General features: G+C 71.7%; 27 protein-coding genes and 1 riboswitch. Of the genes, 10 read left to right on the forward strand and 17 right to left on the reverse strand.

Going from position 1 to position 26,061, the window contains the following annotated elements; all coding sequences use genetic code 11:
• Positions 1-74: 74 nt before the first annotated feature.
• From ACFVYS_RS24795 to ACFVYS_RS24805, 3 genes are all read right to left on the reverse strand, one after another.
• Complete coding sequence (locus ACFVYS_RS24795) at positions 75-338, reverse strand: TM2 domain-containing protein (protein ID WP_142265854.1); 264 nt, start codon at positions 336-338, stop codon at positions 75-77.
• Between the two features lie 238 nt (positions 339-576).
• Entirely contained in the window at positions 577-996 is a 420-nt protein-coding gene (locus tag ACFVYS_RS24800; RefSeq protein WP_389505288.1) for a DUF2752 domain-containing protein, read from the reverse strand.
• Positions 989-1,507, reverse strand: a complete 519-nt coding sequence (locus tag ACFVYS_RS24805; protein WP_389505290.1) for a TM2 domain-containing protein — start codon at positions 1,505-1,507, stop codon at positions 989-991. The genes ACFVYS_RS24800 and ACFVYS_RS24805 overlap by 8 nt, the downstream gene beginning before the upstream one ends.
• A 149-nt stretch (positions 1,508-1,656) precedes the next feature.
• Here ACFVYS_RS24805 and ACFVYS_RS24810 point away from each other — a divergent pair, with 149 nt between their 5' ends.
• The 4 genes from ACFVYS_RS24810 (at position 1,657) to ACFVYS_RS24825 (ending at position 3,935) form a co-directional block, all read left to right on the forward strand.
• Positions 1,657-2,064 carry a VOC family protein gene (locus tag ACFVYS_RS24810; RefSeq protein ID WP_389505292.1) on the forward strand — a complete coding sequence of 136 codons (408 nt, stop codon included), beginning with the start codon at positions 1,657-1,659 and terminating at the stop codon, positions 2,062-2,064.
• 101 nt (positions 2,065-2,165) lie between these two features.
• On the forward strand, positions 2,166-2,582 hold the full coding sequence (locus tag ACFVYS_RS24815) for a hypothetical protein (RefSeq protein ID WP_389505294.1): 417 nt from the start codon (positions 2,166-2,168) through the stop codon (positions 2,580-2,582).
• A gap of 5 nt (positions 2,583-2,587) precedes the next feature.
• Positions 2,588-3,097: a thiol-disulfide oxidoreductase DCC family protein gene (locus tag ACFVYS_RS24820; RefSeq protein ID WP_389505296.1), complete on the forward strand. Its 510-nt coding sequence runs from the start codon at positions 2,588-2,590 to the stop codon at positions 3,095-3,097.
• A 10-nt stretch (positions 3,098-3,107) separates the two neighbouring features.
• Positions 3,108-3,935 carry a TetR family transcriptional regulator gene (locus tag ACFVYS_RS24825; protein WP_389505298.1) on the forward strand — a complete coding sequence of 276 codons (828 nt, stop codon included), beginning with the start codon at positions 3,108-3,110 and terminating at the stop codon, positions 3,933-3,935.
• Between the two features lie 35 nt (positions 3,936-3,970).
• Here ACFVYS_RS24825 and ACFVYS_RS24830 read toward each other — a convergent pair whose 3' ends face one another.
• Positions 3,971-6,385, reverse strand: a complete 2,415-nt coding sequence (locus ACFVYS_RS24830) for an MMPL family transporter (protein ID WP_389505480.1) — start codon at positions 6,383-6,385, stop codon at positions 3,971-3,973.
• A gap of 167 nt (positions 6,386-6,552) precedes the next feature.
• Here ACFVYS_RS24830 and ACFVYS_RS24835 point away from each other — a divergent pair, with 167 nt between their 5' ends.
• Both ACFVYS_RS24835 and ACFVYS_RS24840 read left to right on the forward strand, forming a co-directional pair.
• Positions 6,553-7,242 carry a response regulator transcription factor gene (locus tag ACFVYS_RS24835; protein WP_389505300.1) on the forward strand — a complete coding sequence of 230 codons (690 nt, stop codon included), beginning with the start codon at positions 6,553-6,555 and terminating at the stop codon, positions 7,240-7,242.
• Complete coding sequence (locus tag ACFVYS_RS24840) at positions 7,239-8,714, forward strand: ATP-binding protein (RefSeq protein WP_389505302.1); 1,476 nt, start codon at positions 7,239-7,241, stop codon at positions 8,712-8,714. The genes ACFVYS_RS24835 and ACFVYS_RS24840 overlap by 4 nt, the downstream gene beginning before the upstream one ends.
• A gap of 35 nt (positions 8,715-8,749) precedes the next feature.
• On the opposite strand, the gene ACFVYS_RS24845 is transcribed toward ACFVYS_RS24840, so the two are convergent.
• The 4 genes from ACFVYS_RS24845 to ACFVYS_RS24860 form a co-directional block, all read right to left on the reverse strand.
• A complete protein-coding gene (locus tag ACFVYS_RS24845; protein ID WP_383477494.1) occupies positions 8,750-9,151 on the reverse strand; it encodes an ATP-binding protein in 402 nt (133 codons plus the stop codon).
• A gap of 122 nt (positions 9,152-9,273) precedes the next feature.
• On the reverse strand, positions 9,274-10,812 hold the full coding sequence (locus ACFVYS_RS24850) for an ABC transporter substrate-binding protein (protein ID WP_389505304.1): 1,539 nt from the start codon (positions 10,810-10,812) through the stop codon (positions 9,274-9,276).
• 208 nt (positions 10,813-11,020) lie between these two features.
• The gene (locus tag ACFVYS_RS24855) at positions 11,021-12,415 is read right to left on the reverse strand and encodes a metallophosphoesterase (RefSeq protein WP_389505306.1); all 1,395 of its coding nucleotides are present in this window, start codon (positions 12,413-12,415) and stop codon (positions 11,021-11,023) included.
• Between the two features lie 2 nt (positions 12,416-12,417).
• Positions 12,418-12,657 (reverse strand): SCO4848 family membrane protein, encoded by a 240-nt coding sequence (locus ACFVYS_RS24860; RefSeq protein WP_142265844.1) that lies wholly within the window; start codon positions 12,655-12,657, stop codon positions 12,418-12,420.
• Between the two features lie 91 nt (positions 12,658-12,748).
• Here ACFVYS_RS24860 and ACFVYS_RS24865 point away from each other — a divergent pair, with 91 nt between their 5' ends.
• A complete protein-coding gene (locus ACFVYS_RS24865; protein ID WP_389505309.1) occupies positions 12,749-14,104 on the forward strand; it encodes a D-alanyl-D-alanine carboxypeptidase family protein in 1,356 nt (451 codons plus the stop codon).
• Here ACFVYS_RS24865 and ACFVYS_RS24870 read toward each other — a convergent pair.
• The 3 genes from ACFVYS_RS24870 to ACFVYS_RS24880 form a co-directional block, all read right to left on the reverse strand.
• On the reverse strand, positions 14,058-14,975 hold the full coding sequence (locus ACFVYS_RS24870) for a YihY/virulence factor BrkB family protein (RefSeq protein WP_389505311.1): 918 nt from the start codon (positions 14,973-14,975) through the stop codon (positions 14,058-14,060). The genes ACFVYS_RS24865 and ACFVYS_RS24870 overlap by 47 nt on opposite strands.
• 139 nt (positions 14,976-15,114) lie before the next feature.
• Entirely contained in the window at positions 15,115-16,068 is a 954-nt protein-coding gene (locus ACFVYS_RS24875; RefSeq protein WP_389505313.1) for a decaprenyl-phosphate phosphoribosyltransferase, read from the reverse strand.
• Positions 16,061-16,570, reverse strand: coding sequence for a phosphatase PAP2 family protein (locus tag ACFVYS_RS24880; RefSeq protein WP_389505315.1), 510 nt, complete (start codon positions 16,568-16,570; stop codon positions 16,061-16,063). Before ACFVYS_RS24880 ends, ACFVYS_RS24875 begins: the two co-directional genes overlap by 8 nt.
• Positions 16,571-16,702: 132 nt before the next feature.
• Between ACFVYS_RS24880 and ACFVYS_RS24885 the strand changes: the two genes are divergently transcribed.
• Complete coding sequence (locus ACFVYS_RS24885; RefSeq protein ID WP_389505317.1) at positions 16,703-18,076, forward strand: FAD-binding protein; 1,374 nt, start codon at positions 16,703-16,705, stop codon at positions 18,074-18,076.
• Positions 18,073-18,828, forward strand: a complete 756-nt coding sequence (locus ACFVYS_RS24890) for a decaprenylphospho-beta-D-erythro-pentofuranosid-2-ulose 2-reductase (RefSeq protein WP_142265838.1) — start codon at positions 18,073-18,075, stop codon at positions 18,826-18,828. Before ACFVYS_RS24885 ends, ACFVYS_RS24890 begins: the two co-directional genes overlap by 4 nt.
• A gap of 28 nt (positions 18,829-18,856) precedes the next feature.
• Here the strand turns inward: ACFVYS_RS24890 and ACFVYS_RS24895 are convergent, their stop codons facing one another.
• The 5 genes from ACFVYS_RS24895 to ACFVYS_RS24915 all read right to left on the reverse strand — a co-directional run bounded on the left by ACFVYS_RS24895 (position 18,857) and on the right by ACFVYS_RS24915 (position 24,077).
• Positions 18,857-19,435, reverse strand: coding sequence for a 2'-5' RNA ligase family protein (locus tag ACFVYS_RS24895; protein WP_389505319.1), 579 nt, complete (start codon positions 19,433-19,435; stop codon positions 18,857-18,859).
• 187 nt (positions 19,436-19,622) lie between these two features.
• Positions 19,623-20,636, reverse strand: a complete 1,014-nt coding sequence (trpS, locus tag ACFVYS_RS24900) for a tryptophan--tRNA ligase (protein WP_389505321.1) — start codon at positions 20,634-20,636, stop codon at positions 19,623-19,625.
• A 79-nt stretch (positions 20,637-20,715) separates the two neighbouring features.
• Entirely contained in the window at positions 20,716-22,164 is a 1,449-nt protein-coding gene (locus ACFVYS_RS24905) for a glycine hydroxymethyltransferase (protein ID WP_389505323.1), read from the reverse strand.
• A 40-nt stretch (positions 22,165-22,204) separates the two neighbouring features.
• A riboswitch (ZMP/ZTP riboswitch) is annotated at positions 22,205-22,295 on the reverse strand.
• 121 nt (positions 22,296-22,416) lie between these two features.
• Positions 22,417-23,604, reverse strand: coding sequence for a glutathionylspermidine synthase family protein (locus tag ACFVYS_RS24910; protein WP_389505325.1), 1,188 nt, complete (start codon positions 23,602-23,604; stop codon positions 22,417-22,419).
• Positions 23,605-23,636: 32 nt separating this feature from the next.
• Positions 23,637-24,077 carry a hypothetical protein gene (locus ACFVYS_RS24915; protein WP_389505326.1) on the reverse strand — a complete coding sequence of 147 codons (441 nt, stop codon included), beginning with the start codon at positions 24,075-24,077 and terminating at the stop codon, positions 23,637-23,639.
• Positions 24,078-24,206: 129 nt separating this feature from the next.
• On the opposite strand from ACFVYS_RS24915, the gene ACFVYS_RS24920 reads away from it, so the two are divergent.
• Positions 24,207-25,085 carry a hypothetical protein gene (locus tag ACFVYS_RS24920; protein WP_389505482.1) on the forward strand — a complete coding sequence of 293 codons (879 nt, stop codon included), beginning with the start codon at positions 24,207-24,209 and terminating at the stop codon, positions 25,083-25,085.
• Here ACFVYS_RS24920 and ACFVYS_RS24925 read toward each other — a convergent pair.
• Positions 25,066-25,845 carry a DUF3050 domain-containing protein gene (locus ACFVYS_RS24925; protein WP_389505328.1) on the reverse strand — a complete coding sequence of 260 codons (780 nt, stop codon included), beginning with the start codon at positions 25,843-25,845 and terminating at the stop codon, positions 25,066-25,068. The two genes, ACFVYS_RS24920 and ACFVYS_RS24925, sit on opposite strands and share 20 nt — an antisense overlap.
• Between the last annotated feature and the right edge of the window lie 216 nt (positions 25,846-26,061).

Consider the following 26,061-nt stretch of genomic DNA (forward strand, 5'->3'; position numbering starts at 1 on the left):
GGCCCCGCTCCTTGAAGGAGCGGGGCCCTCGCCGTGTTGCCGCGGCCGGTGTCGGCCGGGTCGGCGCGCCGGTGTCAGCCGCGCAGGACGCGACCCTGCTTGTCGGTGCGGTCGTTGCTGGTGAGGAACAGGATGCCGTCGACCAGCGCCCAGATGCCGAGGCCGCCGCAGGTGAAGAGCTGGGCGACGCCCACGCCCACGGAACCGACGTAGAAGCGTCCGATGCCGAGGGTGCCCAGGAAGAGCTGGAGGATACCGGCGACGATCTTGGACTTGTCGGAGTACGGACGACCAAGCGGGTCGACCCCGTAGGGGGCCTGCGGGGTGGGGACGGTCATGAGAACTGCTCCTGAAATGACTGCGGGAGGCCGGTGCGGCCTGCTCCGAAATGGGGAGTCCAGGAGGGATGCCACGACGCCGCGATCATGCGCGTCGATCACTGTCCGCCGATGCCGACCAACGTCCTCGCACGGCTCCGCCATGCCAGGACGTCCCCCCTGTGACTGGTGAGCCTAGAGAAAACAGAGGGTAAAAAGGGAGTACAAATGATCCATCGTTCCTGATCCGTGATCAAAATCAGTCAACTACGTTGCGGAGCACCGTCCACGCCACCGCGACCCCGAGGACAAGCGTCAAAGCCCTTGGCCCCAGGCGCGGATGCCAGGTGCGGCCGTGCAGGCCCGCCCACATCCAGCGGACCAGCAGCGCGAGCGCGTACGGCGAGGCGAGCAGCAGGACCCGGTTGTCGAGCCAGGCCTGCGCGAAGTGACCGTGCATCAGGTCGTACACCATGCGGGTGCCGCCGCAGGCGGGGCAGAGCAGGCCGGTGACGAGCCGGAACGGGCATCCCGGGAGCCAGTGGCCGGGCTGGTGCGGGTCGGTGCCGTAGAGATACGCGGAGCCGGCCGCGCCGGCGGCGAGCACCGCGAGGGGCCCCGCCGCCGGGTGCCGCAGCGCGGCCGAACACCTCGCGGAGAGGCGCTCCGCGTCAGCCACGCAGGATCCGCCCGTTGGAGTCGGTCTTGTCGTCGCTGACCAGCAGGATGATGCCGTCGATCAGCGCCCAGATGCCGAGGCCGCCGCAGGTGAAGAGCTGGGCGAGGCCGATGCCGACGTCACCCATGTAGAACCGGCCGACGCCGAAGCTGCCCAGGGTGAGCTGGAGCACGCCCGCGACGATCTTCGACTTCTCGGAGTAGGGGCGGCCCATGAGGTCGTACCCGTAGGGGGCCTGGGGGTCACCGGTGAAGGTGCCCGGAGGTATGTAGCCGCCGCCGGGATAGCCGGGGCCCGGGTAACCGGGGTGGGCGTAACCCGGGTACGGCTGGCCGGGCTGGGGATAGCCGTAGGGGCCGGGGCCCGGCTGGCCGGGACCCGCGTCCTGCGGGCCGCCCGGGCCGCCGGTGGGGTACCCGTAGCCGGGCGGGGGCGGCTGCGGCGACTGCTGGGGCTGCTGGGGCTCCTGGGGCTGCTGGGGCTCCTGGGGCTGCTGTGGCGTTTCGGACAAGGTGAGTTCCCCCGAGGTCTGATGATCGGATCATCCGCAGATGAGACGAGTGCGGTTGAGTGCAGAACATCTTGCAGCAGAAATCCCGCCACGCGGAGACCGGGGTGCTCTTGACCGGATTTCGGGCCCCCTACAACTAATCTGACGGCATGTCAGATGACCAGTCGTACGAGCTGCTCGGTTTCGACAACCTCCTGCTGCCCGTCGGGGACCTCGGCGAGGCGGTCGCCTTCTACGAGCGGGCCGGGTTCACGGTGGGGCTGCGGTTCGACGAGGCCGGGATCGCGCTGCTGAAGGTCGGGGGCGAGACGCCGGGCGTCCTCCTCCGGCACGAGGAGGCCCTCGGGCACCGGCCCCCGCCCTGGCCGGCCCCACGCGTCTGGCTGGAGGTGCCGGACGCGCGGACGGCGGCGCGACGGCTGGCCGAGGCGGGCATCACCCTCCTGGATCCACCGTTCTCCACGTCCACCGGCTGGACCGTCGAGATCGCCGACCCGTGGGGGAACGTCCTCGGGTTCACGGACTACCTCAAGCGGCCCGAGCTGGCGAGGCGTTAGAGCGGCAGGGCGGCGGCACCCCAGCAGTTGAACGCGTTCAAAACAAGCGCTACAGTCATCCACGACAGCGTTTTGAACGCGTTCAAGAAAGGGTGGGGAACATGGACCGTACGGTCATCGCCTACGTCGTCTACCTGGTCGTCAGCATCGGACTGACCGTCTGGGTGGCCAGGACCCTCAGCAGCAACGGACGGATCTTCCTCGCCGACGTGCTCCAGGGCAACGAGAAGCTCGCCGAGGCCGTCAACCACCTCCTGGTGGTCGGCTTCTACCTCGTCAACCTCGGCTTCGTCGCCCTCTACCTGAGCGGCGACGACACCATCGAGGACACGCGCGGCATCTTCGAGGCCCTGTCGACCAAGGTGGGTGTGGTGCTGCTGGTGCTCGGCGCGATGCACCTGGCCAACGTGTACGTCCTCAACCGGATCCGGCGGCGCGGGGTCATGGAGCGGGAGCAGGTCCCGCCCGTCGCCCCGCAGGCCTGGGCCGCCCCCTCGGCGCCCACCGCCGGAGCGTGAGCACGATGGCCGCCGATCGGGCCGCCGACGACCGGGACGCCCAGCGTGTCCCGGTCCGCCGGCTCACCGTGCTCCACGACGCCGCGTGCTCCCTGTGCGGCTTCCTGCGCGACTGGCTGGGCCGGCAGCCGCAGCTGGTGCCGCTGGAGTTCGTCCCGGCGGGGTCCGCGGAGGCGGCCGCCCGCTTCCCCGGCCTCGACCATCGCGCGACCCTCGACGAGATCACCGTCGTCGGCGACTCCGGCCAGGTCTACCGCGGCACCGCCGCCTGGATCGTCACCCTGTGGGCGCTGCGCGAGTACCGCCCGCTGTCCCACCGGCTGAGCACCCCCGCCGGGGCGAAACTGGCGCGGGGCGCCGTACTCGCCGCCGCCAAGTGGCGCGACGGGCAGGGGCGGTCGGCGGGCTGGGGCGGAGGCGTCTACCGCCGTGGCGACGGCTGGTCGTACGACCCGCAGCTGGGCTGGAGCTACCAGCCGCCCACCTGTGCCGACGGCACCTGTTCCACTGGCTAGGCTCCTGTACGTGCCCGCGAACAACGACGGTCCCGCCGAGGCCGCTTCCCCGTCCGAGCCCCATGAGGCCGCTTCCGCGACCGAACGTCATGAGGCCACCCCCACGTCCAAGTCCGAGCAGACCCGCGCTCTGATCCTGGAGACGGCGATGCGGCTGTTCCAGGAGCGCGGCTACGACAAGACGACGATGCGGGCCATCGCCAAGGAGGCCGGCGTCTCGGTCGGCAACGCCTACTACTACTTCGCCGGCAAGGAGCACCTGATCCAGGGCTTCTACGACCGGCTCGCCGCCGAGCACCGGGAGGCCGTCCGGGACGTCCTGGCACGGGAGAGCGGCCTGGAGGCCCGGCTGGCGGGGGTGCTGCGGGTCTGGCTGGAGGTGGCCGAGCCGTACCACGAGTTCGCGGTCCAGTTCTTCAAGAACGCCGCCGACCCGGACAGCCCGCTCAGCCCCTTCTCCGCCGAGTCGGAGCACGCGCGCGTGGAGGCCATCGCCGTCCACAAGGAGGTGCTCGCGGGGTCGAAGGCGAAGGTCCCGGCGGAGCTGCGGGAGGTGCTGCCCGAGCTGATGTGGCTCTCCCAGATGGGCCTCGTCATGTACTGGATCTACGACCGGACGGAGGGGCGCGAGCGCAGCTACCGGCTGGCCGGGCGGGGCGCGCGCCTCACCGCGCGGGGCGTGGCGCTGGCCCGGTTCCGGGTGCTGCGGCCGCTCGTCCTGGAGGTCCACGACCTGTTCACGGACTTCCTGCCCGGCATGACCAACGCCCTGCCGGACCCCGCGAAGAAGAGCCCGCCGGGCCAGGCGGGCTCTGAAAGCGCTGAGGGCTCCGATTAGCGCTGAGGGCTCTGCGGGCTCTTCTCCGGATTGAGTCAGCTCACCTCCGCGGCCTCCTCCAGCTCCACGTCGTAGACCAGGGGCTCCCCCGCGACCGTCAGCCGCCGGGCGCGCTTCAGCAGGGGCGGCGCGGCCGTCGTCGCCAACAGATACGTTCCGGGGGCCGGGACGGAGAGGATGTACGAGCCGTCGGCGAGGGACGTCACGCGGTCCAGTTCCCGTCCGCCCTGCGACATCAGGGTGACCGTCGCGTCCTCGACCGGTTCACCGGCCGTGTTCCGGACGAAGCCGTGCACGACCGAGGACGGTCCCTCGCCCGCCGCGGCCGTGGCCGGCGCCGCCGCCTCCTCCTTGGGCTCGACCGCGAGATGCGGCAGCCGCTTCTCCAGCCACCCGGGCAGCCACCAGTTGGAGTCGCCGAGCAGATGCATCGCGGCCGGGACCAGTGCCGTCCGCAGGATGAACGCGTCCAGCGCGACCGCGGCCGCGAGGCCGACACCCGCCATCGCCGCGCCCGCGTCGCCGCTGAGCACGAAGGCGAGGAAGACGCAGACCATGATCAGGGCGGCGGAGTTGATGACCCGGCCGGTCTCCGCGAGGCCCACCCGGACCGCTCGCGCGTTGTCCCTGGTGTGCACCCACTCCTCGTGCATCCGGCTGACCAGGAAGACCTGGTAGTCCATCGACAGGCCGAAGAGCAGGGACAGCATGATGACGGGCAGGAAGGCGTTGATCGGCCCCTCCTTGCCGAGGCCGAGCAGATCGAGGCCCCAGCCCCACTGGAAGACCGCGACGAGGACACCGAAGGAGGCCGCGGCCGCGACCAGGTTCATCACGGCGGCCGTCAGCGGCACCACCAGGGAGCGGAAGGCGACCAGCAGCAGCAGGAAGCCCAGGCCGATGATGGTGGCGATGAAGAGCGGCAGACGGTCGCCGGTGACCGTGGCGAAGTCCTTGGACACCGCCGTGACACCACCCACGTGCGCCTGCGCCCCGGCCTCCGGGATGACGTCGTCCCGCAGCCGGTCGATCAGGGTGTCCGTCTCCGCGGACTGCGGCGAGGTCGTGGGCACCACCTGGATGACCGTGACCCCGCTCGCGGGCGGCAGGGCGGCCACCTGGGCGACGCCTGGCGTGTCCTTGATGCCCGCGGTCAGGGCGGTGGCGTCACCGCCGTCCACGACCACCTGGAGGGGGCCGTTGAAGCCCGGCCCGAAGCCCTCGGCGAGCAGGTCGTAGGCCTTCCGGGTGGTCGTCGAGGCGTCGTCGTTGCCCTGGTCGGTGGCGCCGAGCCGGAGTGACAGCACGGGGAGCGCTAGGACGGCCATGACGACCAGCGCGACCGCGGCGATCGTCTTCGGCCGGCGCTGCACGCCCACCGACCAGCGGGCCGCCGGGCCGCTCGCCTTCTCCGGCTCGGGGCCGGTCGCGGCCAGCACGCGCCGCTGCTTGCGGCTCAGCACCCGCGGGCCGAGGAAGCCGAGCAGCGCGGGCAGCAGGGTCGTCGCGGCGAGGACGCTCAGCACCACCGTCAGGGAGGTCCCGATGACGACGCCGTCCAGGAAGCGCAGGTTGGTCACCAGCATGCCGGCGAGCGCGATGCACACCGTGCCGCCCGCGAACAGCACGGCCCGGCCCGAGGTGTTGAGGGCGACGACCGTCGACTCCTCCGGGTCCAGGCCGCGCAGGACGCCCTTGCGGTGCCGGGTGACGATGAACAGGGCGTAGTCGATGCCGACGCCGAGGCCGATCAGCGAGGACAGCAGCGGGGCCAGGTCCGGGATGTCGGTGACATGGCTGAGCAGCTGGGTGGAGAACAGGCCCATGCCGACGCCGAAGACCGCCACGGCGAGCGGCAGCAGCATCGCGTACAGCGAGCCGAAGGCCAGGAACAGGACCACCGCCGCCGCCGCGAGGCCGACCATCTCGGCGAGGCCGGTGGGCGGTTCCTGCACCCGCTGGACGGCCTGGCCGCCCACCTCGACCTCCAGGCCGTCCTGTCCGGCACCCCGCGCGGTGTCGACGACGTCCTGGACGAGTTCCTTCGGTACGGCGTTCGCCTGCTCGGTGAAGGTGATCTGGGCGTAGGCGATCCGCCCGTCACCGCTGATCTGCGCCGCGTCCGCCGCGTCCGCCGCGTAGGGGCCGGTGACCCCTCCGACGCCCTTCATGCCCGCGATCTTCTCGAGCGCGGGCTGGATCCGGGACCGTACGTCCTGGTCCCGCACCGAGCCCTGGTCGACCTTCCACACGACCGTGTCGGTGTCGCCGGCGCTCGCCGGGAACGCCTTCTCCATCAGGTCGTACGCCTTCTTGGAGTCCGTGTCGGGAAGGGAGAAGACGTTCGCGTAGTCCGTGCCCGCCGTCGAGGCCGAGAATCCCAGGCCGAACAGCGCCCCCACCCAGAGCAACAGGACCACCAGCCGGTGCCGATAGCACCAGCGTGCCAATGCCGCCACGCTCAATCTCCTTCACCAGATCGTCGGTCGGTCCCCCAGGTCCTGGGCAACAGGATCGGCGGCGCCACGCGTGCGTGGACATGTGACGACCATGACTCTCAAGGAACTCCAAAGCGGGAACCGGCGCGATCGTCGGTGGGTCCGCCGATACTGGGGGCATGACGACGGCTTCCGGCACCGTGCTGGTCGTGGAGGACGAACCGAGCATCGCGGACGTCCTGGCCATCGCCCTGCGCTACCACAGCTTCGAGGTCATGACCGCGGGCACCGTCCGCGAGGCCCTCGCCCTCGCCGACCGCACCCGGCCCGACGTGGCACTGCTGGACGTCATGCTGCCGGACGGCGACGGCCGGGCCCTGGGACGTGAACTGCGGTCGCGCAGGCCGGACCTGGCGCTGGTGTTCCTCACCGCGCGGGACGCGCCGACCGAGATCGTCGGCGCCCTCGGCTTCGGCGACGACTACATCACCAAACCGTTCGACATCGACGTGGTCGTCGCCCGCATCACCGCCGTGCTGCGCCGTACCCGGCCGGCCGACGTCCTTCCGCAGCGGCCGCCGCTGCGGTACGGCGACCTGGAGCTCGACGAGACGACGTACAGCGTGCACCGCGCGGGCCGCTCGGTCGAGCTCACCCCCACCGAGTACGCGCTGCTGCGGTTCCTGGTGCGCAACGGCGGCCGGATCGTGCCCAAGGAGCAACTCCTGCGCCATGTCTGGCAGTACGAGCACACCCCGCCGGAGTCGACGGTCGTCGAGACCTACATCAGCTATCTGCGGCGCAAGCTGGACGTCCTGGGGCCGCCGGTGATCACCACCCGGCGGGGCGTCGGATACGGGCTGGCGTGAGGCGGATCCACCGGCACGGCGTCCACTCGCTGCGGGCCAAGCTGACGGCGGCGAACGTGGGGCTGCTCGCGCTCGGCATCGTCGTCGCGACCGCCGTCAGCCTGATGGGGATGCGGCACTACCTGCTCGACCAGGTGGACACCGAGCTGACCAAGATGCGTGACTCGCTGGGCAGTTCGCAGCTCACCCTGCGCCAGATCGACTCGCTGTCCGTGCTGAGCGTCGTCAGCGACCGGCTCATGCCCCAGAACACGGACCCGCAGAACGCGGACCCGCAGAGCACGGACACCCGGCCGGCGCCGGACTCGATCTTCACCGCCGTCGACGGCCGGGGCACCGCCCTCGCCATCTTCGGCGTCCGGCCCACCGACGCCCAGCGCGGTCTCGCGGACGCGGTGTCCGACCCGCGCGCGCTCAGCACCGACACCGACCCGCACGATGTCACCGTGCACGGCGACACGTACCGCGCGACCGCGACCCGGCTGCCCGACGGCACGTTCATCCTGCTGGCCACCTCCACCGAAGCCCTCCACAAGGGCATAGCGAAGGCCCTGAAGCTCGATCTCGCCGTCGGCACGCTGCTGCTGGCGCTGCTCGCCTGTCTGACCCTGTTCAGCGTGCGGCAGCGGATGCGGCCGCTGGAGGACATGGTGGAGACGTCGTCGGCGATCGCCGAGGGGGACCTGACCCGGCGCGTGCCGTCCAGCCACCACCCCACCCAGGAGGTCGAACAGCTGCGGCTCGCCCTGAACTCCATGCTCCACCAGGTGGAGACGGCGTACCGCACGCGCGAGCACAGCGCGGCCCAACTGCGCCGCTTCGTGGCCGACGCCTCGCACGAACTGCGCACCCCGCTCTCCGCGATCCGCGGCTACCTGCAGCTGTACGACCAGGGGATGCTGGTCGAGCAGGAGGAGCGCCGGCGGGCCTGGGACCGGATGAACGGCGAGGTGGACCGGATGGGCCGGCTGGTCGACGAGCTGCTCACGCTGGCCCGCCTCGACCAGCGGCCCGAACTGCGGCTGCGGGGCGTCGACGTGAGCCGACTGGTGCGGGACTCGGCGCAGGACCTGCGCGCGCAGCAGCCCGGGCGGCCGGTCACGGTCGTGGCCGACGGGGCCGTGCTGGTGCGGGCCGACGAGTCGGGGCTGCGACAGGTGCTGGGCAATCTGGTGGCCAACGTGCGCACGCACACGTCGGCCGAGGTACCGGTGCGGCTCGGGGTGGAGCGGGCGGACGGGGTCGTACGGCTGTCGGTCGAGGACGAGGGGCCGGGGCTGGGACCGGAGGACGCGGCGCGGGTCTTCGACCGTTTCTTCCGGGCCGGGGGCGGCGCGGGCAGCGGCCTCGGTCTGGCGATCGTGCAGGGGGTCGTCCAGGCGCACGGCGGCGAGGTGAGCGTGCGGACGGCACCGGGCGAGGGGCTGGCCGTCACGGTGACGCTGCCGGCCCGGCCGAAGGCCTGCGTCTGAGCGCGGGCCACCGAGGTGCGGTCCGTGGGGCTCGTCTAGGTGGGGGCCGTGACCAGGGCCCATACCGTCTTGCCGTGCCGGCCCCTGCTCCACACGCCCCACGCGGCGGCGAGGTGCTCGACCAGGTGCAGCCCGCGGCCGTGTTCCTCCGACTCCCCGACCGGCCGCGGCCGGGGTTCGAGCCGGCCCTCGTCGGAGACCTCTATGAGGCAGGAGCCGTCGCCGAGGGCGGTGACGGCCACCTCGAACTCCCGCTCGAGCAGGGGCCCGTGGCGTACGACGTTGGTGGCCAGCTCGGACACGACGAGGACGGCGTCGGCCAGCGCCGGGTCGTCGGGGCCGTGCCCCCAGTCCGCGAGATGGTCCCGTACCCGGCGCCGGGCGAGACCGACGGACGCCGGATGCCGGGGCAGCCGGAAGGAGTTGCGTCTCAGCACGTCCGCTCCTCCTCCCCTGCACACCTCCCTCACAGGGTGCCGCTTCGGGTGCCTGCCCGGTGCGACGGCGGCGCATGCCCGGCTCACGGGTTCAAGTCCGCGCGCCGGGTGGGCACTTCGGCTCAGATCCAGTCGAGTTTCCAGAGGCGGAACACGCCGTTGCCGTCCGCCAGGAACTGACCGCCGCCGATGTCCGCGCTGGTGACGATGTACTCCTTGCGCTGCCACAGCGGCACGACCGGCACCTCCTGGGCGATGACCTGCTGGAGGTCGCGGAAGTCGCCGGCGGCCCGACTGCGGTCGGCGAACTGCTGACTTCCGGCGATGTACTTGTCGACGGCCTTGCTGCTGTAGCCGGTGTTCATGGTGGAGTCGGTGCCGACGAGCGGGCCCGCGAAGGTGTCCGGGTCGGGGTAGTCGGCGACCCAGCCGACCGCGTACGCGTCGAGTTTGCCGGTGGCCCACCGCTTCTGGAAGTCGGTCCACTCGTAACCCTTGACGTCCACCTCGAACAGCCCGCTCGCCTCCAGCTGCCGCTTGAGCTCATGGGCCTCGGCCGCCGCGGCACCGCTGCCCAGGCCGTAGCCGTAGGTGAACTTCACCGGGATGCTCACGCCGGCCGACTCCAGCAGCTTGCGGGCCTTCTCGGCGCTCCGGTCCGGATAGCCGTCGAAGAAGGAGGTGGTGTGCCCCGTGATGCCGGTCGGGATGAGCGAGTACAGCGGGTCGACGGTCCCGTCGTACACGCTCGCCGCCAGCTGCTCGCGGTCGATCAGCCCGGCCACCGCCTTGCGAACGTCCGTCTCGTGCAGCGGTGAGCCGGAGCGGGTGTTGAAGTACAGGTTGCGGGTCTCGGAGCCGTCGGCCTCGTAGACGCGCTGGTCGGGGTCGCTGGTGTCGAGGGCGGCCAGCACCGCGGGCGGCAGCTGGCGGGTGGCGGCCTTGACCTTCTTGGCCTTCCAGGCCTTCTCCAGGGCCTCGGGGTCCGCGTAGTAGCGCAACTCGACCGGGGCTCCGGTCGACACGGCGCCCTGGTAGCGCGAGTTGGGCGACAGCAGGACCTTCTTGCCCTTCGTGTACCCGGTCAGCCGGTACGGGCCGGTCCCGTCGACGCTGCTGCCGACGCGCAGTCCGTCCGCAGGGTAGCGGGTGTGGTCGACGATCGAGCCGGCTCCGGTGGCCACCTTGAACGGGAAGGTGGCGTCCGGCGACGACAGGTGGAAGGTGACCTTCAGCCCCTTGGCGTCCACCGACTTCAGGGTGGAGAACAGGGACGCCGGGCCGACATTCGAGTTGATCTTCCTGACCCGGTCGAAGGAGTACTTCACGTCCTCGGCGGTCACCTTGGCGCCGCTGTCGAAGGTGAGGCCGTCCCGCAGCTCGCAGCTGTACGTGACGAGGCTGCCCTTGTCGAAGGCACAGCTCTCGGCCGCGTCCGGCACGGGCGAGACGCCGCCCGGCTCGTAGGTCAGCAGCGACTGGAAGACGTTGCTGAACAGCGCCCAGGATCCGGCGTCGTAGGCGCCCGCCGGGTCGAGCGAGGTGACGGTGTCCGTGGTGCCGACCGTGATGGTCGCACCACCGCTGTCCTGCGACGGCAGCAACTGCCAGCCGCCCACTCCGACGACCGCGAGAACCAGCAGCGTCAGGAGTATCCGCATGCGAACAGATCGCATGGTGATGCCCTGCCTCCCCAGGCCGCCAGACGGGCCCAGTCCACAGAAAAAGTGCCGCTCCCCTTGGCGGCGGGCTCACCTAACCACACGTGTTTCGCCAGGGGGAAGAGGATTCTGGCGAGATGGGAAAGAACTTACCGACGCCTTGTTTCGTCCGGGTTTCACAGCCTCTCCACAGGCTTCCGGCCGGCCGTCAGGCGTGCGTCGAGGCCAGTTCGACGACGGTGATGTCGGAGGGGGTTCCGACGCGGGTGGGCGGGCCCCAGGCGCCCGCTCCCCGGGACACGTACAACTGGGTGTCGCCGTAGCGCTCCAGCCCCGCCACGGTCGGATTCGCGGCGGCCGCGAGGAAGTTGCCGGGCCACAGCTGGCCGCCGTGCGTGTGGCCGGAGAGCTGGAGGTCGACGCCGTGGCGCACGGCGTCGTGGATCTGGACGGGCTGGTGGGCGAGGAACACGCACGCGCGCGTGGTGTCACGGTCGCCGAGCGCGCCGGCGAAGTCGGGCCCCTGGCCCTCGCTCTCGCCCGCGATGTCGTTGACGCCGGCCAGGTCGAACCAGGGCAGCTCCGTGCGGGCGTTCTCCAGCGGGTCGATGCCGAGCCGCCGCACCTCCTCGACCCACTGTTCGGCGCCGGAGAAGTACTCGTGGTTGCCGGTGACGAAGAAGCTGCCCTGCCGGGCCTTCAACCGCGCGAGCGGGGCCGCCGCCGGGCCCAGGTCCTTCACGCTGCCGTCGACCAGGTCGCCGACGACCGCGATCAGGTCGGGCTGCGTCGCGTTGATCGTGTCGACGACCTGCTGCGCGAAGCCCCGGCCGAGGACCGGGCCCAGATGGATGTCGCTGACGACCGCGATCCGGTAGCCGTGGGCACCGCGCGGGAGCTTGGCCAGGGGCACCGTCACCCGCTTGACCCTGGGGCCGCGCAGCACGCCGTAGGTGCCGTAGCCGACCGTGCCGACGGCGGCCGCGGCCGCCGCACCGGCCACGACCCGGGACACGAAGAGCCGGCGGGAGGGGGCCGAAGGGGACCGCTGCGGACTCTCGGGCTCCGGGCGCCCGGGTGCCCCGCCCTCGGGCGCCGGCTTCCCGGACCCCGGCCGTTCGGACACCGGACCCTCGGCCACCGGACCCTCGGGCGCCGGACGTTCGGACAGCGAACCCTCGGGCGTCGGCTCGGCGCGTGGGGGCCGCCCGGCCTGCGGTGTCTCGGAGGCCGGCGCTCCGATCGGGACCGGCTTCGGCTCGGGCTGTGCCGCGGAGGTCTCGGCGGGCGCCCGCTTCTCCAGGAAGCGGCGCAGCAGCGGCCGTACGGCCTCGCCGACGACCACGGCCAGCAGCAGGTAGACCGACAGGGCCATCCACAGGAAGCCCGGCCAGGCCAGTACGCGCTGGAGCCAGAAGGGGGCGCCGGCGCGTTCGGCGACCAGGGCGCCGATCGCCAGCACCCAGCCGCCCGCGACCAGCGCCGCGCCGGCGCGGCGCGCCCGGCCGGGGCCGCGGGTGGTGTCGCGGAACAGCCGCCGCCACAGGTACCAGTTGGCCGTGACCAGCACGGTCAGGGCCAGCAGCACGAAGACGATCACCACGGCTATGACGCCTGCCGCAGTGCGCGCAGACCGCGCAACCCGATGGCCCCGACGACCGTCCCCAATACGAAGGAGACGACAGCGAGCGTCAGGTGCACCCAGAAGTACGCCGTGGGATCGCCGTCGTCGAAGGCGAGCCCGCTGCTGTCCTTGATCAGGTTCTTGACGAAAGTGACCCAGATGACCCAGCTCCACACCCCGAAGGCGAGCAGGAACCAGGAGACGGGGCGGCTGAGCTTCATGGGTTCAGTATCACCGGCGGTTGTCCGGTTCCGTGACCGGGGTGGGGAGGGTGACGGGACTTCCCGTCGCGTGCCAGGTACGTTCTCCGTCGTGCCCGCACCCATGAAGCAGACCGTCAGGCGCTCCCTGCTGGTCACCTCCGCAACCCTCGCGTCCCTCGCGCTCACCGCGCCCGCCTCGCTCGCGGCGCCGAGCCCGTCACCGTCCCCGGCGGCGTCCGGATCGCCGTCCGCGTCGGCCTCGCCGTCCGGAGCGCCGTCCACCTCGCCGTCCGCGTCCGCCTCGCCGTCGGTCACTCCCCCGGCGAACATGTCGTCCGTGGGCGGCACGCGGCTCGGGCAGGCCGGGACGCAGGTGGCTATCGCGGGTGGCGCGCCGGTGCTGCCGAAGGACCTCACCGCGCGGTCGTGGATCGTCGCCGACGCCGAGTCGGGGGACGTGCTCGCCGCGCACAACGCGCACTGGCGGCTGCCCCCGGCGAGCACGATGAAGATGCTCTTCGCCGACACCGTGCTGCCGAGGTTCCCCAAGACCACCGTGCACAAGGTCGAGGCGAAGGACCTGGCCGGCATGGGGGCCGGTTCCAGCCTCGTCGGCATAAAGGAGGGCGAGACGTATACGGTCCACGACCTGTGGCTCGGCGTCTTCCTGCGCTCCGGCAACGACGCGGTGCACGTCCTGTCGCAGATGAACGGCGGCATCGCCGAGACCGTCAAGGACATGAACGAGCACGCCGAGGAGCTCCAGGCCCTCGACACCGACGTCGTCTCCCCGGACGGCTACGACGCCCCGCACCAGGTCTCCTCCGCGTACGACCTGACGCTGTTCGCCCGCTCGGGACTCCAGAAGCAGGACTTCCGGGAGTACTGCTCGACCGTCACGGCCAAGTTCCCCGGCGAGACGACGAAGAAGAAGGGCAAGACGAGCCGCGGGACCTTCGAGATCCAGAACACCAACCGGCTGCTCAGCGGCGACTACGACATCTCCCAGTACCCGGGCATCGCGGGCGTCAAGAACGGCAACACCACCAACGCGGGCGCGACCTTCACCGGCGTGGCCGAGCGCAACGGCAAGGTGCTGCTCGTGACGGTCATGAACCCGGAGAAGACCGACCACAACGAGGTCTACAAGGAGACCGCCGCCCTGCTGGACTGGGGCTTCCAGGCGGCCGGCAAGGTGACGCCGGTCGGTGAGCTGGTCGCGCCGAAGGGCACCGCGCAGGCCAGCGCGCAGCCCGGCGCCAACCCGTCCCCCTCCGAGGGGCAGGCCGGCGGTGCCGGGGACGTGTCGGCGAAGCCGGTGGCGGGCGCGGTGACCGAGAAGGGCTCGGGCGGCATGTGGATCGCGCTGGCGATCACCGGCGGACTGCTGGTGCTGCTCGCGGGCGGCGGATACCTCGTCAACCGCCGCTGGCCGCTGCCGGACCTGGTACGACGTCGTCGCTGACGTCGATGTCCCGCGGGTTGTCGGGGACGCTCCCCGTCGCCGTCCAGGCCGCGCAGTACAGGACCAGCTTCGAGGTGAGGTTGATCCACAGCAGCAGGGCGATGGGCACGCCGAACGCGCCGTACATGCTCTTGGCGGCCACGCCCTGCATATAGCCGCTCAGCAGCAGCTTGAGCAGTTCGAAGCCGACGGCGCCGATGAGCGCGGCGACGAGGAGGCGGCGGCGCGGGGGTTCGACGCCGGGCAGCAGGGTGAGGACGTACAGCAGGAGCAGGAAGTCGGCGAGGACGGCGACGGAGAACGCGGCGACGCGCAGCAGCACGCTTCCCCAGCCCTCCTTGTCGATGCCGGACTGCTCGATGATCCAGCCGACCAGCGCCGAGGCGACGGTGGAGATGGCGAGGGTGAGCAGCACGGCGCCGCCGAAGCCGACGAGGACGCCGGTGTCCTTGGCCTTGCGCAGGACGGGGTTCTCGTCGTCGTCGGGCCGCTCCCAGACGGCGCGCAGACAGTCCCGCATCTGGCCGACCCAGCCGATGCCGGTGAGCAGGAGCAGCGCACCGGCGATGAGACCGATGGCGCCCGCGTTCTGGACCAGGCCGTTGATGTCCAGCTGGTCTGAGATGCCGGGGACCTGATCGGCGATCTTGTCCTGGAGCTCCTGCTGCTGGGACTCGCTCACGGTGGCGGCGGCGACGGCGGCGGCCACGGTCAGCAGCGGGAAGAGCGCGACGAAGCTGACGAACGTCATGGCGGCGGCCAGCCTCGTCCACTTCACCCGGTCCAGTCGCTCGTACGACCGCCACGCGTGCGTGGCCATGAGGCGCGCGACCCACGGCCCGATGCCGGGGAGCTTCTTCAGCCAGTCCATGATCCGACTCTGCCCCCGTCCGGAGGAAAGACGCGGATATCGCCGATGCGGATACCGCGGAACGCCAGGGTTCGGGTACCCCGGAAACGCGGGATGCCGGCCGGTGCCGTGCCACCTGGTCGCGGCACGCGCGCGTGATTCACCAGCCGGCCACGGCCAGCGCGTACATGGCCAGCCAGGCCAGGCCGATGAGGGCGAGGGCGCGGTCGCCCAGGACGACCTCCTCGGGCTCGCCCGCGGTGCCCCGGTCGGCGAAGACGGCGTACCGCAGGACGGCCAGGATGAACGCGACCACGGACAGCTGGCGCCAGGGCAGCACGCCCGGGTGCGGGACGCCGCCCTCCTCCAGGGCCCACAGGCAGTAGCCGAGCACGGCGACGCCGGCCGCCAGCTGCCAGACGAAGCGCAGGTAGCCGGTGGTGTACTCGGTGAGCAGCACGCGCGTGGCGCCCGCCGTGCCGGCCAGCTGGACGGCCTCGGAGTAGCGCTTGGCCGCGACCATGAACAGCGCCCCGAACCCGGTGGTGATCAGGAACCAGCGGGAGAGCGGGATGCCCAGGGCGAGTCCGCCCGCCATGGCCCGCATCAGGAAGCCGGTCGTGACGACGACGAGGTCGACGACCAGGACGTGCTTCAGGCTGACGCAGTACGCCAGTTGCATGCCCAGGTAGGCGGTGAGGAGCAGCGCGACGGCGGGTGTCGTCAGCCGGGCCGCGGCGGCCGGCGCGAGGATCGCGAGGGCGACCGCGACGCCGTACGCGACGGGCACCGGGACCTGTCCGGCGGCGATCGGGCGGTGCCGTTTGGTGGGGTGGGCCCGGTCGGCCTCGGCGTCACGGGCGTCGTTGACCAGGTAGACGGCGGCGGCGCAGGCGGTGAACAGGGCGAAGACGAGGGCGAGTCGGGTGGCCGCGTGCAGGGAGAAGAGCCGGCCGGCCGCCGCGGGGGCGGCGACGACCAGGATGTTCTTGACCCACTGCTTGGGGCGGGCGGTCCGCAGGAGGCCGCCGACGAGGGTGCCGGGGCGGTCGCTCGGGGGCCGCGGGGCCGGCGGGCGGTGCGCGCGCTGTTGGTGGAGCAGTGCCTCAGCCATGGTGGCCCTCTCTCATCCAGCGCGCCCCCAACCGCGCGGTGACCGCACCCAGGGCCGCGCCCGCCGCGACGTCGGAGGGGTGGTGGACGCCGACGACCAGGCGGGAGAGGCACATCGCGGCGGCGAGCGGCGCGGTGGCGTACGCCCCGAGCGAGCCGTAGGCGACGGCGGCGGCCGCGGCGGAGGTCGCGTGCGAGCTGGGGAAGGAGTGCCGTCCCGCGGTGCGCACGAGGGGTTGGACGTGGGTGGGGCGCGGGCGTCGGACGATACGTTTCACTCCCATGCTGGCGGCGTGCGCGCCCGCGGTGAGCGCGGTGGCGCGCAGCCAGGCGCCGCGCCGGGAGCCGTCGACGGCGGCTCCCGCGACGCCCGCGGCGAGCCACAGGGCGGCGTGCTCGCCCGCCCAGGAGAGGGCGCGCGCGACGCGGGCGACGCGTGGGTCCGCGCCCCGGGCGTGGAGCGCCGAGAGGATCCGGTGGTCCAGGTCGTCGAGTTCGTCCATGTGGAATCACTGTTCACGCCTGCGTCCTCGGAACTCCGGCAATATTGAGCGACATCCCATTAATCACCCATTTCGGGGAGTAATGCATGTTTCAAAATTAATCGCCCATATAGAGGCGATACGGTCACCAACATGTCTGCCGAGGCCATTTCCGAGAACGTCTCCGTCACGGGATGGGGCCGCACCGCCCCCACCACCGCACGCCTGGTCCGGCCCCGGACCTACGCGGAGGCCGTGACGGCGGTCCGGGACTGCGGGCCTCGCGGAGGCATCCCCAGGGGCCTGGGGCGGGCCTACGGGGACGCGGCGCAGAACGCCGGCGGGGCGGTGATCGACCTGACCGGACTGGACCGGATCCACGTCATCGACGCCGACGACGGGAGCGTCCTGTGCGACGCGGGCGTCTCCCTGCACCGGCTCATGGAGGTCCTGCTGCCGCTCGGCTGGTTCGTGCCCGTGACCCCCGGCACCCGGTACGTGACCGTGGGCGGCGCGATCGGCGCCGACATCCACGGCAAGAACCACCATGTGTCCGGGTCCTTCGCCCGGCATGTGCTGTCCTTCGAACTGCTCACGGCGGACGGCACGATCCGCACGGTGGAGCAGGGCACCGACCTGTTCGACGCGACCGCCGGCGGCCTGGGCCTGACCGGCGTCGTCCTGACGGCCAGGATCCGGCTCCAGCCGGTCGGGACGTCACTGATGTCGGTCGACACCGAGCGGGCCGCCGACCTCGACGACCTGATGGCCCGGCTGACGGCCGGCGACCACCGCTACCGCTACTCGGTCGCGTGGATCGACCTCCTCGCGCGCGGTGCGGCCACCGGACGCGCGGTCCTGACCCGCGGCGAGCACGCGCCCCTGGACGCGCTGCCCGCCCGCGCGCGCAGGGCCCCGCTCGCGTTCCGCCCGGCCCGGCTCCCGGCCGCTCCCGCGTTCCTGCCGAGCGGCCTGCTCACCCGCACCACCGTCGGACTGTTCAACGAGCTCTGGTACCGCAGCGCGCCCCGCGCGCGGACCGGCGAACTCCAGAGCCTGTCCGCCTTCTTCCACCCCCTCGACGGCGTCCCGCACTGGAACCGCGTCTACGGCCGCGACGGCTTCGTGCAGTACCAGTTCGTCGTCGGGTACGGCCGGGAGGACACCCTGCGCCGGATCGTGGGGCGCGTCTCCGCCCGCCGCTGCCCGTCCTTCCTGGCCGTCCTCAAGCGGTTCGGGGACGCCGATCCCGGCTGGCTGTCCTTCCCGCGCCCGGGCTGGACCCTCGCCCTGGACATCCCGGCCGGACTGTCCGGCCTCGGCGCCTTCCTCGACGAGCTGGACGAGGAGGTGGCCGGCGCGGGCGGCCGTGTCTACCTCGCCAAGGACTCCCGGCTGCGCCCCGAACTGCTCACCGCGATGTACCCGCGCCTCGACGACTTCCGCGCGCTGCGCGCGGAGCTGGACCCGCGCGGGGTGTTCGTGTCGGACCTCGCCCGCCGGCTCAACTTCCAGGAGTCACCATGAAGGACGCCTTCGGCCTCCCCCAGTCCCTTCTCGTCCTCGGCGGCACGTCCGGCATCGCGCTGGCGACCGCCCGCCGGCTGATCGTCCGCCGCACCCGCACGGTGTGGCTGGCCGGGCGCCCGTCGCCCGCCCTGGAGTCGGCCGCCGCCGAGCTGCGCACCCTGGGGGCGGACGTGCACACCGTGCCCTTCGACGCGCTCGACCCCGAGTCCCACGAGACGGTCCTCGGCAAGGTCTTCGCCGAGGGCGACGTCGACGCGGTGCTGCTCGCCTTCGGCGTCCTCGGCGACCAGGCGAACGACGAGCGCGACCCGGCGGCCGCGGTGCGCGTCGCGCAGACCAACTACACGGGGGCGGTGTCGGCGGGGCTGGTCGCCGCGCGCGCCCTCCAGACCCAGGGCCACGGCTCCCTGGTCGTCCTCTCCTCCGTCGCCGGCGAGCGGGCCCGCCGCTCGAACTTCATCTACGGCTCCAGCAAGGCGGGCCTCGACGCCTTCGCCCAGGGGCTGGGCGACGCGCTGCACGGCACGGGCGTGCACGTCATGGTCGTACGCCCCGGGTTCGTCCGGACGAAGATGACCGCCGGGCTGCCGGAGGCGCCGCTGGCGACCACCCCGGAGGCGGTCGCCGCGGCCGTCGAGCTGGGGCTGCGGCGCCGCTCGGAGACGGTGTGGGTGCCGGGCGTGCTGCGCGTGGTGATGTCGGCGCTGCGCCACGCGCCCCGCGGGCTGTTCCGCAGGCTGCCGATCTAGGACCCGTCGGAAGTGCCGGGGCGGACCGCTAGCGCGTCGGCAGCGAGCCGCGGTCGACGTGCGCCGCCTGCGGGGGCACGACCGCGCCCCCGAAGTCGTAGTCGCGCAGTTTGCGCCAGACGCCGTCGGCGCCCTGCTCGGCGAGGGCGAAGCCGGTGCAGGACCACTCGGCCTCGTAGTGGGCGAGCTCGTCGAAGGCCCGGTCCATCGCCGCCTCGTCGATGCCGTGCGCGACGGTGACGTGCGGGTGGTAGGGGAACTGGAGCTCGCGGGTCAGCGGCCCGGAGGCGGCCCGGATCCGCTGCTGGAGCCAGGCGCAGGTCTCGGTGCCCTGGACCACCCGCACGTAGACCACCGGCGACATGGGCCGGAAGGTGCCGGTGCCGGAGAGCCTCATCGGGAAGGGGCGGCCGGCCGCGGCGACCTCGCCGAGGTGCGCTTCGACGGCGGGCAGCGCGCTCGCCCCGACCTCGGTCGGCGGCAGCAGCGTGACGTGCGTGGGGATGCCGTGCGCCGCGGCGTCGCCGAAGCCCAGGCGCCGCTCCTGGAGCAGGCTGCCGTGAGGCTCCGGGACCGCGATCGATACACCGATCGTTACGGTCCCCACGTCTTCTCCTGTCGTCATGTCGTCATGGCGGGGTGTGGTGCCGGGTTCGTACTCAGTCGTACGGCTATCGACTGTACGGCCAGAGCTGTGCTCTGGGCAGGCGCAGGGGAAGTGATGTGCAGCGCTCTGCCCGGAGGAACAGGTGTGCGGTGCGCCCCGAGTGCTACCGCGTGCTTCCGAGCGCCGCTCAGTGCTTCGCGGGCAGGAAGCCCACCCGCTCGTACGTCCGAGAGAGGGTCTCCGCGGCGACGGCGCGCGCCTTCTCCGCGCCCTTGGCCAGGATCGAGTCGAGCGTCTCGGGGTCGTCCAGGTACTGCTGGGTGCGGTCCCGGAACGGCGTCACGAAGTCGACGACGACCTCGGCGAGGTCCGTCTTGAGCGCGCCGTAGAGCTTGCCCTCGTACCGCTGCTCCAGCTCGGCGATGCCGGTGCCGGTCAGCGTCGAGTAGATGCCGAGCAGGTTGCTGACACCGGGCTTGTTCTCGGTGTCGTAGCGGACCACCGTGTCGGTGTCCGTGACCGCGCTCCTGACCTTCTTCGCGGTCGCCTTCGGCTCGTCGAGCAGGTTGATGAGGCCCTTCGGCGTGGACGCCGACTTGCTCATCTTGATCGACGGGTCCTGAAGGTCATAGATCTTGCCCGTCTCCTTCAGGATGTGCGGCTTCGGGATCGTGAAGGTCTCGCCGAAGCGGCCGTTGAAACGCTCCGCGAGGTCGCGGGTCAGCTCGATGTGCTGACGCTGGTCCTCACCGACCGGCACCTCGTCGGCCTGGTACAGCAGGATGTCCGCGACCTGGAGGATCGGGTAGGTGAACAGGCCCACGGAGGCGCGGTCGGCGCCCTGCCTGGCGGACTTGTCCTTGAACTGGGTCATCCGGCTGGCCTCGCCGAAGCCGGTGAGGCAGTTCATGACCCAGGCGAGCTGGGCGTGCTCGGGGACGTGGCTCTGGACGAAGAGCGTGCAGCGGTCAGGGTCGAGACCGGCCGCGAGGAGCTGGGCGGCGGCCAGCCGCGTGTTCGCGCTGAGCTCCTTCGGGTCCTGCGGGACCGTGATCGCGTGCAGGTCGACGACCATGTAGAACGCGTCGTGGGTCTCCTGGAGCGCCACCCACTGGCGGACGGCGCCGAGGTAGTTGCCGAGGTGGAACGAGCCTGCCGTGGGCTGGATTCCGGAGAGCACGCGGGGTCGGTCTGAGGCCATGCTCATCATTGTCTCAGAGCGCGGAGACCGCCCGGAACGGGTCCCGGGCGGCCCGCGGGGCCACCCGGGTGCCGCCGGGTCAGCCGAGGTCGATCTCCGGGTACAGCGGGAAGCCCGCCACCAGGTCGGTCGCCCGCTGGGCGATCTCTTCCGCCACCTTCGCGTCGAGCACGTGAGAGGCCTTGGACGGGGCGCCGGACTTGGTCGTGCCCGCCTCGGTGGTGGTCAGGACCCGGTCGATCAGGGAGGCCACCTCGTCCATCTCGGCCGTACCCAGGCCCCGGGTCGTCAGCGCCGGGGTGCCGATGCGGATGCCGGAGGTGTACCAGGCGCCGTTCGGGTCGGCGGGGATGGCGTTGCGGTTGGTGACGATGCCCGAGTCGAGCAGCGCCGCCTCGGCCTGGCGGCCGGTGAGCCCGTAGGAGGAGGCCACGTCGATCAGGTTCAGGTGGTTGTCCGTGCCGCCGGTGACCAGGGTCGCGCCGCGCCGCGTCAGGCCCTCGGCGAGGGCGCGCGAGTTGTCGACGATGCGCCGGGCGTAGTCCTGGAACGAGGGCTGACGGGCCTCGGCCAGGGCGACGGCCTTGGCGGCCATGACGTGCGGGAGCGGGCCGCCGAGGACCATCGGGCAGCCGCGGTCGACCTGGTCCTTGAGGGAGTCGTCGCACAGGACCATGCCGCCGCGGGGGCCGCGCAGGGACTTGTGGGTGGTGGTGGTCACGATCTGGGCGTGCGGGACCGGGTCGAAGTCGCCGGTCAGCACCTTGCCCGCGACCAGGCCGGCGAAGTGCGCCATGTCGACCATGAGCGTCGCGCCGACCTCGTCGGCGATCTCGCGCATGATCCGGAAGTTCACCAGCCGGGGGTACGCGGAGTAGCCCGCGACGATGATCAGCGGCTTGAAGTCGCGGGCCGAGGCACGCAGCGCCTCGTAGTCGATCAGGCCGGTGGCCGGGTCCGTGCCGTAGGAGCGCTGGTCGAACATCTTGCCGGAGATGTTGGGGCGGAAGCCGTGGGTGAGGTGGCCGCCGGCGTCCAGGGACATGCCGAGCATCCGCTGGTTGCCGAAGGCCTGGCGCAGCTCGGCCCAGTCGGCCTCGGAGAGGTCGTTGACCTGGCGGACGCCCGCCTTCGCGAGGGCCGGGACCTCCACACGGTCGGCGAGGACGGACCAGAAGGCGACGAGGTTGGCGTCGATGCCGGAGTGCGGCTGGACGTACGCGTGGCGGGCGCCGAAGAGCTCGCGGGCGTGCTCGGCGGCCAGCGCCTCGACGGTGTCCACGTTGCGGCAGCCGGCGTAGAAGCGGCGGCCGATGGTGCCCTCGGCGTACTTGTCGCTGAACCAGTTGCCCATCGCGAGGAGGGTGGCCGGGGAGGCGTAGTTCTCCGAGGCGATCAGCTTGAGCATCTCGCGCTGGTCGTGGACCTCCTGGCCGATGGCGTCGGCGACGCGCGGCTCGACGGCGCGGATCACGTCGAGTGCGGCACGGAAGGCGATGGACTCGGTGGAGAGGGACTGCTCGGACATGTCGTCGGCCTCCGGGGGCGTGGCGTGCGGTCACGGTTCTCGGTCTGGCCCAGGCGCACGGCACTCTTGTCGCTCACAGGCCGCTCCCCGATGGTCCGTCCCATCCCAGCGCGCCAGTCACGGCCCGCTCGCCAGCCTACCGGTCACGCCCGAATCCCAAGGTCCGGCGTCCACCATGCGAGCGACGTCGGACCCGCGCAGGAGCACGCCTCCAGCCGCTCTGGAGCAGCTGTCGGACCGGGGTCGCCGGGTCTAAAGGATCACGTGCGGCAGGAAGCGGGCGTACTCGTCCGTGACCGGGCCGGAGGACTCACGGATGCCGAGGCCGGCCGACTCGCCCTCGACGGTCCACGCGCCGAGGACGACGTGGTTGCCGTCGAACGTGGGGAGGGCCGCCAACTGCTGGTAGCAGCAGGCTTCGTCGGTGCGCGGGGCGGGATCGCCGCCCGGTGCGTGCAGGGTGACCCCGGCGCCCTCGCGGCCCAGCAGCGGCTTGGCGACATAGCCGGTGGTGGCCGCCAGTTCACGGGGGCCGTCGAGGTAGGCGGGGAGGAGGTTGGGGTGTCCTGGGTACAGCTCCCACAGGACGGCCAGCAGGGCCTTGTTGCTGAGGAGCATCTTCCAGGCCGGTTCGATCCACAGGGTGGTGCCGGTGCCGCCGCCGTTGTCGAGGGTGTCGAGGACATGGCCCGCGAAGCGGTCGGTGGTCAGCCACTCCCAGGGGTAGAGCTTGAAGCAGCTGCGGATGAAGCGCAGTTGACGGTCGACGAAGCGGCCGGACAGCGGGTCCCAGCCGATCTCCTCCATGGAGATCCAGTCGGTGTCCAGGCCGGCCTGCTCGGCGGTCTCCTTGAGGTAGGCGACCGTCATGAGGTCCTCGCCCAGCTCGTCCTCCGAGGAGTGCGCGAAGTAGAGCGGGCTGCCGGGCGGGAGCAGGGGGGCCTGCTTCTTCCAGGCGGCGACCAGGCGTTCGTGGAGGGAGTTCCACTGGTCGGCGCCGGGGAATCGTTCCTCCATCCAGAACCACTGGGGGGAGGCCGCCTCCACGAGCGAGGTGGGGGTGTCGGCGTTGTACTCCAGGAGCTTCGCCGGTCCCGTGCCGTCGTAACGGAGGTCGAAACGGCCGTAGACGGACGGGAGTTCGTCGCGCCGGTGCCAGGCCTCGGTGACCGCCGCCGCGATCCGCGGGTCGGTGATGCCGAGGTCGGCGAGCCGGTCGGTCTCGACGAGGTGGGCGGCGGCCGCCAGGCACATGGTGTGCAGTTCCTCGACGGTCTCCTCCAGCGCCTCGACCTCGTCGAGGGTGAAGACGTAGTACGCGCTCTCGTCCCAGTAGGGGCGCAGTCGGCCGTCGGGGTGGCGGGTGAGGGGGTAGACGAGACCCTGGTCCTCGACGGTCCGCTGCCAGTCGGGGCGGGGTTCGATGCTGTGACGTCGCACGGTGCCGGTGTCCTGTTCAGCCGCTCGGGCGCTCAGCCGCCGGAGCTGCCCTTGCCGACACCGCTGCCGCTGTCGCTGTCGCTGCCGAACCCGTTCCGGTCGACTCCGCCGCCACTGCTGCTGCCTCCGCTGCTACTGCCTCCGCTGCTACTGCTGCTCGAGCCGGTCGAGCCGCTGGACCCCTTGCCCGGCTTGGTGAAGGAGCCGCCGTCGACCCAGGAGCCCTTCTTGTCGCCGCCGTAGTACCAGGCGGCGTCGGTGGAGGCCGTGGCGGACTTGCCGACCTTGCCGGACCGGGTGGACTTGCAGTTCTTGTCGGCGACGACCTTGTAGCCCTTGGTGAGGTTGTAGCTGTCGCGGTCGACGCACCGCTTGTCGGGGTCGGAGGAGCAGGCGGACAGGGCCGCCGCGAGCACTCCCATGCCGCCGAGTACGACCGTGCCCGAACGAAGTCTGCGACGCGCGTCCGCCATGTTCCGTCTCCCCGTTTTCGCATCGCCGCTACGACGATTTCCGGCCGTCAGCCTAGACACCGTGCCGAGAGCGACCGAAGGCGGCCCGCCCACCAGCCTTTCCCCTACAGTCCTTTCGTGCTCTTCGGAATGGTGTGCGCCCTCGGCGCGGCGGTCTGCTTCGGTACGGCGACGGTGTTGCAGGCGATGGCGGCGCGGGCGGCCGCCGGCGGGAGCGGCGGGGACGCGGCACTGCTGCTGCGGGCGGTGCGGGAGTGGCGGTATCTGGCGGGGCTCGCGCTGGACGGGCTGGGTTTCCTGTTCCAGATCGCCGCGTTGCGCTCGGTGCCGATCTACGCCGTGGGGGCGGCCCTCGCGTCGAGCCTGGCGGTGACGGCGGTGGTCGCGGCGCGACTGCTGCGGGTACGGCTGAGCCGGACCGAGTGGGCGGCGGTGGGGGTGGTGTGCGCGGGGCTGGCGATGCTGGGTCTGGCGGCGGGGACGGAGGGTGAGGAGAGCGGACCGCAGGCGCTGCCGTGGGTGATGCTCGGCGCGGCGGGCGGGGTGCTGCTGCTGGGACTGGCCGGACGGCGGCTGACCGGGCGTGGACGGGCGCTGGTGCTGGGTCTCGGGGCCGGTTTCGGGTTCGGGGTGGTGGAGGTGGCGGTGCGGCTGATCGACTCGCTCGACCCGGCGGAGCTGCTCACCGACCCGGCGCTGTACGCCCTGCTGCTGGGGGGCGGTGCCGCGTTCCTGCTGCTGACGACGGCTCTCCAGCGGGGGTCGGTGACGACGGCCACGGCCGGGATAGTGATCGGCGAGACGATCGGCCCCGCGCTGGTGGGGGTGGTGTGGCTGGGCGACCGCACCCGGGAGGGGCTCGGCTGGCTGGCCGTGCTCGGTTTCGCGGTCGCCGTGGCGGGGGCGCTGGCGCTGGCCCGGTTCGGCGAGGCGCCCGAAACGGCACCGCCCGCGGGGTCGGCACCGGAGCCGGCACCGGAGCCGCCGGTCAGGCCATCGCCTCCGTGATGCCGTCCCACAGGCGGATCCTCGCCTCCAGCGCGAGGGTGGCCGTCTCGACGGCCTCCTGCCAGCGCGTGTCGTCCGTGCCGCACAGGTCGGCGACCATCTGCATGGCCATGGGCGTGTGCTCCTCGCCGTCCACCTCGATGTGGCGGGCCAGGTAGTCGCGGAAGAGCGGGAACCGGTCGGTGCCCTCCTTCTTGATCACCTGGTCGAACATGTCCGGGATGAGGTCCTCCCGGGAGAAGGCGAAGGCGGCGGCCCGGCAGTGCAGCGGCCGGTCGGCGATGATCCGGAAGGTCGTGCGCACGAACTCGGCGGCGGGGGCGGGGACCTGGGCGACCCGCAGCGCCGACGGCACGTCGTGGCCCTCGCCGATCAGCGCGACGAAGGTGTCGATCCGGGGGGTGGCGGCGCCCGCCTCGTCCATGCCCGCGCGGTACAGCTCGAAGTGGCTGGTGAAGCCGCCGTTCAGCTCGTCGCTCTCCTCGACGAGGACGATGTCGTTGATGAGCCGCCGGCTCACCTCCGAGCCGCGCGGCACCCAGGGGACGTCGACGCAGGTGAGGTCGCGCTGGAGCGACTTGAGCAGGGACATGAAATCCCAGACCGCGAACACGTGGTGCGCCATGAAAACCGCCATGTGTTCCCGGCTGCTTATCCGCTGGTAGATCGGGTGGGCGGTCACTTCTTTTCGGACCGGTTCGATCGCGGAACGGGCATTCTCGATTCCCTCGTGGGTCAGATTCCAGTCGTACCTGGACACGGTTCCTCCTTCGGTGGGGGAGATCGATCGTGCACTTCTCTCGACGCACCGGCAAGCGCTTCCGGGAATCCCGGAGAAGTTACCGGCAGTATCGCTCGACAGAAGGATCCAAGACCGCCGAAAAGGCGATTAAAAGCCGCGTTCCGGACAGTCGAAGACAGTTGTAGAAGTTTGAAGAACCTGTGAACGCAAGCGCTCTCTGCCGCGTACTCGACG

The organism is Streptomyces sp. NPDC058295 (genome assembly GCF_042880655.1).
GTDB classification, from domain to species: domain Bacteria; phylum Actinomycetota; class Actinomycetes; order Streptomycetales; family Streptomycetaceae; genus Streptomyces; species Streptomyces coriariae.

What these genes read in the sequence shown, in the direction of transcription:
- ACFVYS_RS24875 (WP_389505313.1), bottom strand. Translation starts at nt 16,068, where the DNA reads ATGGCTGAGGCACTGCTCCACCAACAGCGCGCGCACCGCCCGCCGGCC.
- trpS (WP_389505321.1), bottom strand. Translation starts at nt 20,636, where the DNA reads ATGGCCTCAGACCGACCCCGCGTGCTCTCCGGAATCCAGCCCACGGCA.
- ACFVYS_RS24815 (WP_389505294.1), top strand. Translation starts at nt 2,166, where the DNA reads ATGGACCGTACGGTCATCGCCTACGTCGTCTACCTGGTCGTCAGCATC.
- ACFVYS_RS24820 (WP_389505296.1), top strand. Translation starts at nt 2,588, where the DNA reads ATGGCCGCCGATCGGGCCGCCGACGACCGGGACGCCCAGCGTGTCCCG.
- ACFVYS_RS24880 (WP_389505315.1), bottom strand. Translation starts at nt 16,570, where the DNA reads ATGGACGAACTCGACGACCTGGACCACCGGATCCTCTCGGCGCTCCAC.
- ACFVYS_RS24810 (WP_389505292.1), top strand. Translation starts at nt 1,657, where the DNA reads ATGTCAGATGACCAGTCGTACGAGCTGCTCGGTTTCGACAACCTCCTG.
- ACFVYS_RS24835 (WP_389505300.1), top strand. Translation starts at nt 6,553, where the DNA reads ATGACGACGGCTTCCGGCACCGTGCTGGTCGTGGAGGACGAACCGAGC.
- ACFVYS_RS24795 (WP_142265854.1), bottom strand. Translation starts at nt 338, where the DNA reads ATGACCGTCCCCACCCCGCAGGCCCCCTACGGGGTCGACCCGCTTGGT.
- ACFVYS_RS24890 (WP_142265838.1), top strand. Translation starts at nt 18,073, where the DNA reads ATGAAGGACGCCTTCGGCCTCCCCCAGTCCCTTCTCGTCCTCGGCGGC.
- ACFVYS_RS24905 (WP_389505323.1), bottom strand. Translation starts at nt 22,164, where the DNA reads ATGTCCGAGCAGTCCCTCTCCACCGAGTCCATCGCCTTCCGTGCCGCA.
- ACFVYS_RS24870 (WP_389505311.1), bottom strand. Translation starts at nt 14,975, where the DNA reads ATGGACTGGCTGAAGAAGCTCCCCGGCATCGGGCCGTGGGTCGCGCGC.
- ACFVYS_RS24885 (WP_389505317.1), top strand. Translation starts at nt 16,703, where the DNA reads ATGTCTGCCGAGGCCATTTCCGAGAACGTCTCCGTCACGGGATGGGGC.
- ACFVYS_RS24920 (WP_389505482.1), top strand. Translation starts at nt 24,207, where the DNA reads ATGGTGTGCGCCCTCGGCGCGGCGGTCTGCTTCGGTACGGCGACGGTG.
- ACFVYS_RS24860 (WP_142265844.1), bottom strand. Translation starts at nt 12,657, where the DNA reads ATGAAGCTCAGCCGCCCCGTCTCCTGGTTCCTGCTCGCCTTCGGGGTG.
- ACFVYS_RS24850 (WP_389505304.1), bottom strand. Translation starts at nt 10,812, where the DNA reads ATGCGGATACTCCTGACGCTGCTGGTTCTCGCGGTCGTCGGAGTGGGC.
- ACFVYS_RS24915 (WP_389505326.1), bottom strand. Translation starts at nt 24,077, where the DNA reads ATGGCGGACGCGCGTCGCAGACTTCGTTCGGGCACGGTCGTACTCGGC.